Origin of the sequence: Paenibacillus sp. SZ31 (assembly GCF_012912005.1) — a bacterium.
GTDB lineage: Bacteria > Bacillota > Bacilli > Paenibacillales > Paenibacillaceae > Paenibacillus.
On the sequence record NZ_JABBEA010000008.1, the window covers coordinates 57,319 to 71,477 of the forward strand.

The window sequence follows — 14,159 nt, forward strand, 5'->3', positions numbered from 1 at the left end:
GAGATTACTAGATCAAGGATGGGCGGATCTGTACACGAATGCCTTTAGGCGCATGAACAGCAACCAGTGCTCCAACATCACCATTTACCTTAATCCAGCCCAGACCCGAGATGAATACATCCGATTGACTGCCGCGTTTGATGCGGAATTCATGTCTGGTCCATTCAGCCATCTCTGCTGCATCCTCACGGGTTGGTGGAGACAATAATTCTCCCAGGTGGTCGCGGTACAGGTCATCTGCACGCTCCAGCTTCGTCCGGTGAATATCAAGCGCAGTGCTGATAAAACAAGTGAACGACTGGCGATCACCTTCAACAAAGTCGAATCGAGCCATGCCGCCGAAGAACAGCGTCTGACCGGAATTCAACTGATAAACAGCGGGTTTAAGCGGTTTTTCCGGCATGATGGCAGCAAGATCCTTACGTGAGACAATCTCGCTGAAACGCCAAGGATACACGATTCCAGGCGTATCAATGATATATTTTCCATCATCCAGCGGAATGTTCACCATATCCAGCGTCGTTCCCGGATAACGGGACGTGGTCAGTTCCTGCTCCAGATCGCTGTAATCACGGATCAGACGGTTAATCAGTGTGGATTTGCCCACATTGGTACCGCCAACCACGTACACGTCACGATCTTCGCGATACGTTCCCACGAGCTCAAGCAGTCGGTCGAAGCCCTGATTTTGCTTCGCACTGCACAAGACTACATCCACTGTGCGCAAACCTTGTTCTTTGGCTTGCTTTTGTACCCAGTTGCGAACCTTATTCCAGTTAGTTACTTTCGGAAGCAAGTCCGTTTTGTTCACAGCAAGCAATACTGGATTGTTGCCTACAAAACGTTGCAGTCCAGAGATAATACTGCCATCAAAGTCAAACAAATCAACGATATGGATGACAAGTGCATCCTTATCCCCGATTTTGCTAAGCAGCGCCAGGAATTCGTCCTGATCCACCGTAACGGATGATGACTCATTGTAGTTTTTGATACGGAAACAGCGCTGGCATATAACCGGTTCACGATCCAGTGCCTTCTCGGGGATAAACCCTGGTAATTCCGAATTTTCTGTTTGCAGATGCACGCCGCATCCGCTGCACCTTACGGCAAGATTGCCGTTATGCGGTTCTGTCATTTCTTCTTTTCCTCCTCAAGCCATAAGCCTTTCCTGCGTAAACTCGTTAGAGCAATCCGTTCCACGCGCCGATTGAAGCGGGTCATAAATCCTTCGTCCCCAATGGAGATTGGCAGTACCAGAACGGTATATAACCCCATTCGGTTCCCTCCATAGACGTCGGTAAGCATCTGATCGCCTACTACAATCGTTTTTTCAGGAGATAACTCCATCATTTTCATTGCTCTACGAAACGGTACATTCGATGGTTTGCGTGCACTATGCACAAACTGGATATCCAGCGGGGTCGCAAACAGGGATACACGATTCAAATTGTTATTGGACACAATCATCAGCTTGAAACCGGCCTCTTTCACACGTGCAAACCATTCAATCAGTTCGGGCGTAGCGTCAGGGGCTTTGGCTCCAACGAGTGTGTTATCCAGATCAGTTATAATTCCACGGTAGCCTTGAGCGTACAGCTCTTCCAGATTAATGTCAAAAACCGTGTCTACACGCAGCTTGGGCATTAACATTTTAAACAAAGAAGTCACCTCAGTTTCATACGACACACTATATCACAAATCCGTCTTTCCTGAAAATGCATACAGCGCCTGATGGCATAGGAAAAAAGGAAAAACGGGACGGGCAACAACTATGCCCGTTCCGCTTTCAGTTCCTTCCGCAGCTTCAAGGCGGTCTGATAGACGCCTTTCCAGTCGTCGGCAGTTACGGACGCTGGACTGTAGCGCGTCTGTTCAAACTTCGTGAGAAGCTCATGCAAGGTAGCTTCTGCAGCCGGTTTGGTCTGGCTCCAGCGGGTTACCGATTCACGAAGTGTTTCGTCTCCGCTCCGGGTCAGTCCTTTGCGTTTCACATATTGAATCCAACGCTCGGTCTCTGCCACCACCTTCTGTTCAGGGGTGAGCGGTCCACCTGTCCGCAAACGAAGCAGGAGGAATCGCATGGAGAAACGATTACGCCAGAACATATATGCTACCCACAATACAATAATGGCTCCTGCAGCCCAGATAATAAAAGTCGGGATGGCAGACGATGCCTGCTCAGGTGCAGGGGTCTGCTCTTCCTCTTGTACCGGCTCCTCTTCTGGCTGTTCTTCAGGCTCATCTACAGGCTGTACATCAGGCTGTTCCGTGAGCAGCGGCATATCAAAGCCCGGCGTTGCTTCAACGGGAATCCAGCCATACTCACCAAAGTAAACCTCTGCCCAGGAGTGTGCATCTGCATTCGTAACGGTGTAGGTCGTCTCAATCTCTGCGCCAGGTTGACGCGGGGCCTGCATGTCCGAATTCAGAGACAGTTGTCCAGGCGCATAACCTTTAACCCACCTTGCAGGAATGCCCTCCGAGCGCGCCATCATTACAAGCGCAGTAGAGAAGTAGTCACAGTAGCCTTCCATAATATCGAACAGGAAGCCTTCCACAAAGTCGCTGCTTACTTTTCGAGATAAATCCGGATTGTTCGTGTATTCAAAATTAGTTTGTAAATAGTTTTGCAGTAATGCCACTTTTTCATACGGGGTATTCGCAGACGCCGTTATCTCGGCTGCCAGATCCGAAACCCGGTTAGGGAAACGGGATGGTAACTGCAAGTACATATCCTCTGCGGGATTACTGTTATACAGATCATCAAAAGACTTCGTACGAAGCTCATCTTCCACAATCACAGGGGCTTCAGATACGATGGTGTATGTCTTGGGATACTGTGGTTGCTGACGGTCTGTCACCACATGCAGTTCAGCCTGTTCGCCATTCCACAGCATACGTTCCGTTCTATCCTCACCGTTAATCGAACTCACTTCAGAGATCGAATAAGCACCAAAGAGAATCGGATAGACGTTATCATTCAGCATCGTTACGTTCTGAGTTACTTGTTTGGTATTCACATTACCGGATTCTTGGTTCTCCAGAGGCTGTCCTGCTTCAACATTCTCTGTCGCACCCCGTCCACGGTCATCCCAGCCTGTGCCTGTATACTCTGCACGTGTCTCACCGCGCCAGTAACTACGCTCATTGGTCGTGACAGACATGACAGGGGTATAGTCGAAGTTGAATCCTCCACCAAGCTGATTGTCTTCCCTGCTGTATCCCGATTCAGTAGCCGCCGGGATATCAAGGCTTCCGTTACCAGCCTGACTTGTGGAAGTTCCGGTATAGTTACGCCAAGCCGTATATGGGTCCGTCAAGGTGGGTGGAATCTCCGGCATATTGACGCTGGCCACAATAATCAAAGAAAAGATAATGGCAATATTGGCCAGGATTTTATAAGGATAACGGATGATTCGTTTCCAACCTTGTGGATACTGTAGCTGATAGTTACGGAAATGCTGACATACGAGCCATCCCATCCCCGCAAACATCACCCACGCGATTTCAATCCAGAGTGGAATCTGTGTGAACGAATCGAGAATCCCCATCGAAATGATGTTGACACCCAGAAAAACAAGAATGCGACGTGTTGTGGTCACGAGGCGAAGGGCAGCTTCAAGCATCACCCATGCACACAGGGAGAACCAGATGTACGGCGTCATGTGTAATATGAATTGCTCCGCTCGGTCCGTTAAAGAGCCATAAGGGATGTATACCGTATAATCAATTAGCGTTTTATGCAAAATGTAACCAACAACGACTGCCTTGACGATCGCCCGATAGATCGTTTTGAAGGGCAGAATGACCTCCAGCACACTGACCGCTGCAAGTGTCCATAACACCAGAGAAGTTGTCTCCGTGTACCAGGATTCCTGCGTAAATGAAATCCACTGCATTCCAATCAGGAAAATCCAGAGCAATGATGCTGCATGATACCAGGATCGTTTGCCTGCAATACTTTCATTTCCTTTTGAACTCATACAGAACCTCCCCCCATCACCGTTGGAAGCTCCTGCAAGTGAGAAACCGTGAATGACCTTGTGCCTCTTCCACGCAACATAGCATTCCACTCCGCACTGCGGCGGGATTCACTGGTATCGATCAGAATATGACATGGCGTCATGCCCCGCGTATCGGCCCAGCGTAACAGTTCCAATATTTTTTCATCCTTCTGGGGAGAAATCACAACAAAGTAAGCTCCCTGAGGCAGTTGACGTGCGATTCTTTCCACGCCGGGCAACAGATGGGTATCCTGACCGTTATATTGAATATCCACCAGATGATGCATCATCTTCTGTCGTTCCAGCAGACTTTCACTGGGGGCCATAAAGGATGTCTCCTCTGACAATGTCAATAAGCCCATCCCCATCCGTTCCCTGGCACCATACTCCAGCAGAGAAGCAGCAGTAGACACGGCAATTTCGAATGCTTCCCCATGTTCATAACTTGCTGCCAGCGCATCGAGAACCAGAATGGTTTTCGGTACAGACTCATGCTCGAACTCCTTGGATTTCCAGTTCCCCGTCTTCGCCGTAGCATTCCAGTGAATGCGGGAAAGTCGATCTCCGTATACATAGTCACGTACACCATTGATCTGGGTCGTCTCTCTACGCGAGCGGGTTAGAGCTGTCTGCGGACCAGCTAACCGTGATTTGCGGTCGTAGAGCTGCCAATATGGAATAAATACTGTTCTTGGCAGTACTCGAAACTCACCTTTGGCCTTAAACTTTCCGCGATGTTCAATCAGTCCAAATATGTCCTCACTGGCACATTCTGTTTCCGAAAAAACATACTTGCCCCGCTCAAGTGGCGGTGTCTGGAAAGACAGCACGCCATTTCCTCGCATATTGGGAATCAAACTTTCTTTAAATGACCAGGATTCTCCGTTATGCCGGTGCAGCATTTCACGTACTACCACATAGGGAAGCGGGAGGAATCCCGGAATCGTCAGACTCAGCTGTACTTGAACCTGGTCACCTGCATGCAGCAGTTCTTCGTGGTCCAGACCAGAGGATAGCTTACGTACTCCTTGAGCACGTCTTACTCCGCTAAATCCAGCAATGGCAAGGTACACACAGAGCAGGGTAACCATCGACAGCAACATGAGTGATGTCTTCCCGCCCTGAAACAAAACATAAGCCAGACAGCACATCCACACCATTGCGATGCTCCATACGCGTGGGTGGCGCAGCCCTCTATTGACTGTACTCAAAAGCGGCTTCATAAACTATTGCCCCATGGAAACGGGCACGCGTACCTGCTGGAGTACGGCATTCAGAACGGCCTCGGAACTCATACTGTCCAGTCTCGATTCGGGACGAAGCACAATACGATGAGAGATTACATAAGGGGCCATCGTCTTCACATCATCCGGCAGCACATAATCACGTTCCTGCAGGAAAGCAAAGGCTTTTACGGCCATCATAAAGGATATGGCTGCCCGTGGGCTGGCACCCAGCAATACAGATGGGTGGGAGCGGGTTTGACGAACAACATCCAGCAGATAGTCCATGACCGGATCACCGATAAAGACTTCCTTAATCTCTTGTTGAATTGCCGCGATCTGGTCCATATGGGTTACTGATTCAAGCCGATCTACAGGCTGACCCAACTGATGCGTCTTAAGCAGTGTTTTCTCAATTTCTTTATCGGGATAACCGAGACTTATTTTCAACATAAACCGGTCAAGTTGCGCTTCCGGCAATGTGTACGTACCTTCAAAATCAATCGGATTCTGAGTTGCACAAAGCATGAAAGGGTGTGGCAGATCATACGTGTCCCCATCAACGGTTACACTGCGCTCCTCCATGACTTCGAGCAGAGCGGACTGGGTTTTCGTGGTCGCCCGGTTAATCTCGTCAGCCAGCAAAATGTTGGTCATCACGGGACCTGGACGGAAATAAAAACGCTCATCCTTCGGGTGGAACACGGATACGCCCGTAATATCACTTGGTAAAATATCAGGATTACATTGAATGCGTCGGTACTCTCCGCGCATGGATTTCGATAGTGCCTTGATCAACTGCGTTTTTCCAGTTCCCGGTACGTCTTCAATCAGAACGTGCCCGCCTGCAAGCAAAGCTGTAAGTAAAAGTTGAATTTCAAAGGATTTCCCCATAATGCAGGATTCCAGATTCGAACGAACTGCGGATATGATTTGGATCGACTCTTTGCGCACAGGCATGTGGTCTAACCTCCTAAAAAAGCATACAGATTTCCTTTTATTGTACATGATCCACGGGCGTGAGTACACTCGAAGGAACTCACAATTTGTTTCCAGCCGTCAGATTCACCGCAGTTCACGCATGAAGACGACAAAAAAGGCCCGGATAGAAGTTATCCGAAGCCTTTGCTGAATCGCAATTATGTTCAAGTAGATATTCCATTCTATGTCAGCCTTTTGGCCTAACCACCAATGCGGCGAGAAAAGAAAAGATGATCGCTGACGAAATCCCTGCCGCGGTCAGATCGAAAATCCCCGTAATGACACCAAGCCACCCCTCTTTCTCCAGTTCCGTCAATGCCCCATGCACCAAGGAATTGCCGAAACTTGTAATGGGGATGGTAGCACCCGCACCTGCAAATTTAACCAAGGGGTCGTACAGGCCAAATGCATCCGCAAGCGCACCTGCCACAACAAGTGTGCTCATGGTATGTGCCGGTGTCAGTTTGACACCGTCCATCAGAAGTTGCCCCACAACACAGATCAAACCGCCAACGATAAATGCCCACAAGAACTGCATGACCTTTATCCCTCCTTTTCTATGGCTACCGCATGAGCAATACAGGGAATACTTTCACCCTGCTGGTACGAAATCGGAGACAACAGTGCCCCGGTAGCAACGACGAGCACACGCTTAAGATCACCCTTCTGCATTCGATTCAAAATATGACCGTAGGTTACGGTAGCAGAACATCCGCATCCACTCCCCCCGGCAACAACATAAGGCTGTTTCTCCCGATCATAGATCATCAGGCCGCAGTCATTAAAAACCGTCTGTTCCATCGGAATGCCTTCTTTTTGCAAAAGTTCTTTGGTAATTGGCAGACCGACGGAAGCCAGATCCCCGGTAACAATGAGATCATAATAACCAGGCTCCAATCCCGTATCTCTGAAATGCGAGATCAGGGTGTCGGCTGCTGCCGGTGCCATCGCTGAACCCATGTTGAAGGGATCTTTGATGCCCAAATCCATAATGCGCCCAATAGTGGCTTTGGTAACTACAGGACCATCACCGGTACGGGAGACTACACCACACCCTGCTCCTGTTACGGTGTATTGCGCATAAGGCGGCTTCTGGGAGCCATATTCGGTCGGATATCGAAATTGTTTCTCTACTGTACAATTGTGGCTGACCGTTCCTGCAAGAACATAATCGCCAGCTCCCGAGTCAACAATCATCGACGCTAGCGCTAACGTTTCCATGGAAGTAGAACAGGCTCCAAAGACACCCAGGTAAGGCACACCAAGTTTTCGCGCTGAAAAAGAACTACTGATAATCTGGTTCATCAGATCTCCACCGACAAAAAAGTGAAGCTCTTCCTTGGTAATATTGGCATTAACCAAAGCCAGTTGGGAGGCCTGTTCGAGCAGTTTGCGTTCTCCCTTTTCCCACGTCTTCTCGCCGATCTCAAGATTGTCATAGACGTAGTCAAAATCAGATGACAAGGGACCCTTGCCTTCATCAGGTCCTACAACTGCCGCTTTACCGATAATTCGTGGACGATTCTCAAACTGCCACGTTTGGCGACCCAATCTCTTCATAGATGTCCACCTCCGAATCCCAGAAAGGCGTATACGATGCCTACGACAAATGCTGCCACGACACCGAACACAATAACAGAACCAGCAAGTTTAAACATGTTGGCCCCTACACCGAGCACCAGTCCTTCAGCACGATGTTCCAGTGCAGCAGAGCACATGGAATTGGCAAATCCGGTAACCGGCACAGCCGTTCCTGCTCCTGCCCACTGTGCCATTTTATCGTAAACACCGAGACAAGTTAGAATAACCGATATGAGAATCATGACCGCCACCGTAGGACTGGAAGCCTCCTTCGATGTCATGTCGAAACCGGCCATAAAAGCCTCTTGAATGGCCTGTCCGATCAAGCAGACGGTTCCACCAACCAGAAATGCCTTGAGGCAGTTCTTCAGGATCGGACGAGGCGGCTCATGTTTTTTGGCGACTTTCTTGTACTCCTTTTCATCGATGGACAGGGACGATGTTTTTTTTTCGCTTCCGGATGCAGATTGAGCTGGCAAGATACAAGACCTCCTCTATGTGAAAATGGATCAAAGCTGCGGCTGAATGCCAATGTGTGTAATCCTCTATTCATTGTTTGTTAATGATCGGAAGGTTATGTATCCGGCGACAGACAGCATATGTTTCCAACAGGGACATGCCGCGGAAGCAGGATTGGATTACGCCGGACTGAACACTTATTCAGTTACGTTCTATAAATAAAGAAGAACGATCACGAGCAAGATAAAAAGAACGATAAACAGTACTTTTTCCGTGCCTTCTTCCGGAGGCTTCATCTGATATCCTGGCTCCTTCCTGTTACAGACAAGCGAATATTAATCATGAAGAAATTCAAAAAATGATGACATCTCCTCCATATATTCATATTCATTGCCGTGGCATCAGGACTGCGACTACAGCGGATAGAATACTGAAATTCTGACATGATACGAGCCCAAAACATGCCTTAAATACGTGACATAAACATGGACAATCACTTGCGCAAGGTTCATACTGTAATGTGACCAGTGGTTAAATAACAAGTCCTCAGCATATTAAAGGACAACAGGCGGGTAGCCGTTCTACTATGACCTGAACTACATACCGACAGAGGAGTTGTTGACACATGAATGAAAAAACGATGGATATGTTCCGTACATTAACGGAGTTTCCTTCCGCATCCGGTTTTGAACGTGAGCTTCGCGGCTGGATGAAAGAGCAGCTTTCCGCTTATACCGAGGAATTCGTCCAGGATCGACTGGGAAGTCTTTTTGGTGTATTACGCGGAGAGGAATCCGGTCCCAAAGTTATGGTAGCCGGACACTTTGACGAAGTAGGTTTTATGACTACGGGCATTACAGAAACAGGCATGATCAAGTTCCGTCCATTGGGCGGATGGTGGAGTCAGGCTGTACTGTCTCAACGACTGGAAATCATCACACCTGATCGCCGCATTACCGGAGTTGTAGGTTCTACACCTACACACTTGCTGGACGAGTCCCAGCGGAGCAAACCTGTTGACCTGAACACCATGTATCTCGATATTGGAGCAGACAACCGTGCGGAAGCAGAATCTTGGGGCATTCATCCGGGGATGCAGATCGTGCCGATCTGTGAATTCACACCTATGGCCAATCCGAAAAAAATTATGGCAAAAGCGTGGGATAATCGTTATGGCGTAGGACTTGCACTTGAACTGGTTGAAGCACTCCACAAGGAAAAACTGCCGAACACACTCTATGCTGGTGCAACAGTACAGGAAGAACTGGGGCTTCGCGGTGCACGTACGGCGGCCAATCTAATTCAGCCTGATATATTCTTCGCACTCGACTGTAGCGCGGCGAATGATATGACAGGTGACAAGCAGTCCTTTGGACATATCGGACAAGGGGCATTACTTCGTATTTTTGACCCGGGTATGTTCACTCATCGCGGAATGGTGGAGTACGTGCAAGATACGGCTTCATCCAATCAGATCAAAATGCAGTATTTCATCTCACCAGGCGGTACCGATGCAGGCCAAGTTCACCTGAGTGGAATTGGCGTACCATCAACGGTTATTGGGATCTGTGCCCGTTATATTCACACCTCTTCTTCCATCATTCATACAGACGACTACGATGCAGCCAAAGAGCTGATTGTGAAGCTGGTGAAGGGTCTGGATCGGACAACAATGAATACCATAATTAATAACGCGTAACAATTGACAAGAGACCTCCTAACTAACTATCGGGAGGTCTCTTTTTTATATCCACAACTATATTTAGTTGAACACATTTACACAGAAAGGCTATTCTGTCATTGAAATAGCGAGTGTAAATATTCTTTAGTTCAACGTACGTAGATTAACAGGCCGAACATTCTAGGAAATTACACATAAGATACAATAACGGAAGATGAATTAAACACCAAGCAGCGGGGGACCTGTTATGGCAGTGGGAAGGAATGGAAAATCGAATAAAGGTTCAAAAAAAACAAATGCCGCAAACACCCTTCTCAATGGCAACCTTAAAGGAAGAAATCTGGAACTTATCGTTGCAGCATTACTAGTAAGCGGGAAGTTAAGAGTGGATGCGGTCACGTTGTTTCGAGAAGCTACACTGGTCGTTGAATTGGTCGGGCAATATAAAACGCTTCAAAATGTTACACCGTCAAATCAAGACAAACTGGTGCAATTCCTCGATGAGATCGGTGGCGATATGACATTGAATGACGTGATACGGGCTTTCCAACAGAGAATCAATTCCTAAACGCCAAGAAATGAGGTTGAAGTGATGTCTGACTTTGATGGAAATGGGTTCGCAGAGCTATTGATCATCGTCATTCTCGTTGTTTTATTTGTATTTGGATCTTCAGATATTGACAGCCTTACCGATGCACCTTCTCAATCCTGAATCGTCGCACAGATAATACAATCCATTGCAGTACGAACTTCATACCTGTTGTAAACGCCAGTCCACAGTTTAGTGGACTGGCGTTTTTGGATGACTAGAGAAATAGCGGTGAGAATGCAATCCAGGCCAAAATAAGGGTAAGCACAATGCAGACATTCTCCACAACGGCTCCACGTTTGGTTCCTGTACTCATCAGATTCACCCGTATGCGCCACTTGAACGGTGGTAACGGACGAATCCCCCGATTGGTTAGTGAATCAGCCAACAGATGCATCGCGTATGCCGTACCTCCCGCTACCCATATCTCTGGGCCCTGCTGCTGGGTCGTGCTGTAAAGCAAGCCCGCCCATATTGCGGTTCCGTACAGGGTATGAGTCAGTCCCCTATGAGTCAGTGTGGTGCAGAGCATTAACAAACTGCCTGCAATCAAGTTCCACGGTGCGAACGCGTGACCATAGAAGACCAGGCCGAGTCCAATCGCAAACATCAGTACTTTGCGAAGCGAACGTGAGGGCAGAAATGATACGAGCGCAATGAGAATCGCAAGCAACAGGTTCCACGGTTTGGCATGAACATAAAAGTACACGAAGACAGCTGTGGGCAACAGAATCGTCTGTAACAGCCTAATCAGACTATTAGGTAAAGCTCTCGATACCAACAGCGAATTCGGCTCATCGATGTCAGGCAATAACGAACCAATCAGAGCAACCGTAACTGCCGGCGCAGTCACCGGCATACCAGCCAACTGCAGAACAGATAGCGATACGCCTGTCCCAATAATCAGGTGGGATCTTCCCATCATGATGCAAAAACTTCCTTTCGAAGAAATAGGGAACATATATGGCCCAGTTCCGATTTTACAACGAAAACAAAATAAGAACAATAGTTCGCATTTCTTATTTGTATGAAAAAAAATATAACTTTCTGTGATGGGGCTCACACTATTATATTTATGACTCTTCTATCTTTATTAGTGAATTAAATCACATAAACTGTCGTCAACTACTTGTATAATTTCAAATATAAACCACTAAAATTGTTGGTAATGTACAGCGTCTATCCAAGGAGGCATACACACATGAACGGAAAAAAAGAGAAACTCGTTATCATTGGTAACGGTATGGCAGGAATAAGTACGGTTGAACAAATTTTGAAATTAACTTCGCGATTTGATATTACTGTTTTTGGTACAGAGCCCTACCCTAACTACAACCGCATTATGTTGTCCTATGTGTTGGAAGGTAGCAAAACACTGGATGACATCGTGCTGAACGATCTCCACTGGTATGAGGATTATGGTATTACTCTCCATACAGGAACAACTGTAGCCCGAATTGATTCGGATACGCTTGAGGTCGTTACGGAGGATGGAAATCGCTTCCCTTATGACAAAATCATCATTGCGACTGGCTCCAACTCCTTCATTCTGCCGGTACCGGGACATGACAAAGAAGGTGTCGTTGGTTTCCGCGATATCGCCGATTGTAATGTGATGCTCGACGCTGCTAAACAGTACAAAAGAGCGGCCGTTATCGGTGGCGGACTGCTGGGTCTTGAAGCTGCGAAAGGTCTGGTACAACTTGGCATGGAAGTTACCGTAGTGCATCTGATGCAGGATCTGATGGAACGTCAGCTTGATCCTCAAGCTTCAGCCATGTTGAAGGCTGAACTGGAACGTCAGGGTATCCGCTTCAAGATGGGTGCGCAGACTTCCGAACTGCTGGGCGGCGAACGGGTCGAAGGGATTCGTTTTGCTGATGATTCTGTACTCAATGTTGATTTTGTGGTCATGGCTGTAGGCATTAAACCCAATACGGCTGTAGCCCGCGAAAGCGGTATGGAAGTGAACCGGGGTATTGTCGTGAATGACTATATGCAGACTTCACTTGCGAATGTCTATTCGGTCGGGGAATGTACAGAGCACCGCGGGGTATGTTATGGCCTCGTTGCCCCATTGTTCGAGCAAGGTATGATTCTGGCGAAACATATCTGCGGAGTTGAAACGGCTCCTTATGAAGGTTCTGTTGTATCCACGAAATTGAAAATTTCGGGTGTGGACGTCTTTTCAACTGGTGAATTCATCGACAGTCCAGAGCACACCGTCATTTCGCACAAAGATGACTGGAAACGGACTTACAAAAAAATTCTGCTTCGTGACAATAAAATGGTCGGTGCTGTGCTCTTCGGTGACATTACGGATTCTGCCGAATTGCAAAAACTGATCAAAAATCAAACCGAAATGACCGAGGAATTGTACGGTTCGCTCATGGGCACAGGTTGTGGCGGTCATAAGAAAGCAACCTCTGTTGAAACGATGCCCGAGGACGAGATCGTCTGCGGATGTAACGGGGTCACCAAAGGAACTATTGTCGATGTAATTACAAACCAGGGCCTTACCACTGTAGATGAAATCAAAGCCTGTACCGGTGCAACCCGCTCTTGTGGTGGATGTAAACCAGTTGTGGAACAAATTCTGCAATACGTGCTCGGAGACGGCTTCAGCAGTGGTGCCAAACAGGGAATATGCGGATGTACTTCTATGGGCCGAGATGAGATCGTAGCCGAAATTCGTCAAAAAGGTCTGCAAACGACCAAAGAGGTCATGAATGTACTGGGTTGGAGTCAACCTGAAGGTTGTTCCAAATGTCGTCCGGCTATCAACTATTACCTTGGCATGATTGCACCGGATACGCACGAAGATGAGAAGGAATCCCGTTTTGTTAACGAACGCATGAACGCGAATATTCAAAAAGATGGAACATACACGGTTGTACCTCGGATGTATGGCGGGGTGACTACACCAGCAGACCTCAAACGCATCGCTGACGTTTCCGTCAAATATGATGTGAAAGCAGTCAAAGTGACTGGCGGCCAGCGTCTCGACTTGATTGGTGTCAAAAAAGAAGATCTGACTAAAGTCTGGGCTGAACTGGATATGCCTTCAGGTTATGCATACGCTAAATCGCTGCGAACGGTCAAAACATGTGTCGGCTCCCAATTCTGCCGCTTCGGTACACAGGATTCCATGGCCATGGGTGCTCGCATCGAACGTAAATTCGAACGTCTGGATCTGCCCGCTAAGTTTAAATATGCCGTGAACGGTTGTCCGCGGAACTGTGCAGAAGCATGTACCAAAGATATCGGTATCGTAGGTAACGACGGCGGCTGGGAGATCTTTATCGGCGGTAACGGCGGTATTAAAGCAAGACTTGCTGATTCCCTATGCAAAGTGAAAACAGATGAAGAGTTGATCGAACTGTGCGGAGCCATCATGCAATATTACCGCGAGACAGGTAACTATCTGGAACGGACTTCCGAGTGGGTGGAACGCATGGGTCTGGAGCATATTCGCTCGATTGTCGTCGATAACCTTGAGGAACGTAAAGCGTTGATGGAGCGGATTGAATTTGCACTTGAGCATGTTGAAGAACCTTGGCAAAAAGCGATTCGCAATGAAGAAGGCCAAAGCAAAATGTTCCATGGTATCGAAGTATCGGCTCGTCCATAAACAAGCACGC

12 protein-coding genes are annotated in these 14,159 nt (G+C 47.9%); 3 read left to right on the forward strand and 9 right to left on the reverse strand.

Features of this window, described 5'->3' with window-relative positions; translation table 11 throughout:
- Positions 1–7: 7 nt before the first annotated feature.
- From yqeH to spoVAC, 8 genes are all read right to left on the reverse strand, one after another.
- Positions 8–1,135 (reverse strand): ribosome biogenesis GTPase YqeH, encoded by a 1,128-nt coding sequence (gene yqeH / locus HF638_RS16660; RefSeq protein ID WP_169481204.1) that lies wholly within the window; start codon positions 1,133–1,135, stop codon positions 8–10.
- Entirely contained in the window at positions 1,132–1,659 is a 528-nt protein-coding gene (locus HF638_RS16665) for a YqeG family HAD IIIA-type phosphatase (RefSeq protein ID WP_062835565.1), read from the reverse strand. The genes yqeH and HF638_RS16665 overlap by 4 nt, the downstream gene beginning before the upstream one ends.
- A gap of 110 nt (positions 1,660–1,769) precedes the next feature.
- Positions 1,770–3,983, reverse strand: a complete 2,214-nt coding sequence (locus HF638_RS16670) for a DUF4129 domain-containing transglutaminase family protein (RefSeq protein ID WP_169481205.1) — start codon at positions 3,981–3,983, stop codon at positions 1,770–1,772.
- A complete protein-coding gene (locus HF638_RS16675; RefSeq protein WP_169481206.1) occupies positions 3,980–5,227 on the reverse strand; it encodes a DUF58 domain-containing protein in 1,248 nt (415 codons plus the stop codon). The genes HF638_RS16670 and HF638_RS16675 overlap by 4 nt, the downstream gene beginning before the upstream one ends.
- A 3-nt stretch (positions 5,228–5,230) precedes the next feature.
- Entirely contained in the window at positions 5,231–6,187 is a 957-nt protein-coding gene (locus tag HF638_RS16680; RefSeq protein ID WP_169481207.1) for an AAA family ATPase, read from the reverse strand.
- A 208-nt stretch (positions 6,188–6,395) separates the two neighbouring features.
- Positions 6,396–6,746 (reverse strand): stage V sporulation protein AE, encoded by a 351-nt coding sequence (gene spoVAE / locus HF638_RS16685; RefSeq protein ID WP_169481208.1) that lies wholly within the window; start codon positions 6,744–6,746, stop codon positions 6,396–6,398.
- 5 nt (positions 6,747–6,751) lie between these two features.
- Positions 6,752–7,768 (reverse strand): stage V sporulation protein AD, encoded by a 1,017-nt coding sequence (gene spoVAD / locus HF638_RS16690; RefSeq protein ID WP_169481209.1) that lies wholly within the window; start codon positions 7,766–7,768, stop codon positions 6,752–6,754.
- On the reverse strand, positions 7,765–8,268 hold the full coding sequence (spoVAC, locus tag HF638_RS16695) for a stage V sporulation protein AC (RefSeq protein WP_211175674.1): 504 nt from the start codon (positions 8,266–8,268) through the stop codon (positions 7,765–7,767). The genes spoVAD and spoVAC overlap by 4 nt, the downstream gene beginning before the upstream one ends.
- A gap of 605 nt (positions 8,269–8,873) precedes the next feature.
- Between spoVAC and HF638_RS16700 the strand changes: the two genes are divergently transcribed.
- On the forward strand, positions 8,874–9,947 hold the full coding sequence (locus HF638_RS16700) for a M42 family metallopeptidase (protein ID WP_062835570.1): 1,074 nt from the start codon (positions 8,874–8,876) through the stop codon (positions 9,945–9,947).
- A 229-nt stretch (positions 9,948–10,176) separates the two neighbouring features.
- A complete protein-coding gene (locus HF638_RS16705; RefSeq protein ID WP_062835571.1) occupies positions 10,177–10,497 on the forward strand; it encodes a hypothetical protein in 321 nt (106 codons plus the stop codon).
- 238 nt (positions 10,498–10,735) lie between these two features.
- On the opposite strand, the gene HF638_RS16710 is transcribed toward HF638_RS16705, so the two are convergent.
- Positions 10,736–11,443 carry a metal-dependent hydrolase gene (locus HF638_RS16710; protein ID WP_169481210.1) on the reverse strand — a complete coding sequence of 236 codons (708 nt, stop codon included), beginning with the start codon at positions 11,441–11,443 and terminating at the stop codon, positions 10,736–10,738.
- A gap of 276 nt (positions 11,444–11,719) precedes the next feature.
- Here HF638_RS16710 and nirB point away from each other — a divergent pair, with 276 nt between their 5' ends.
- The gene (gene nirB, locus HF638_RS16715; protein ID WP_169481211.1) at positions 11,720–14,149 is read left to right on the forward strand and encodes a nitrite reductase large subunit NirB; all 2,430 of its coding nucleotides are present in this window, start codon (positions 11,720–11,722) and stop codon (positions 14,147–14,149) included.
- The last annotated feature ends 10 nt before the right edge of the window (positions 14,150–14,159 follow it).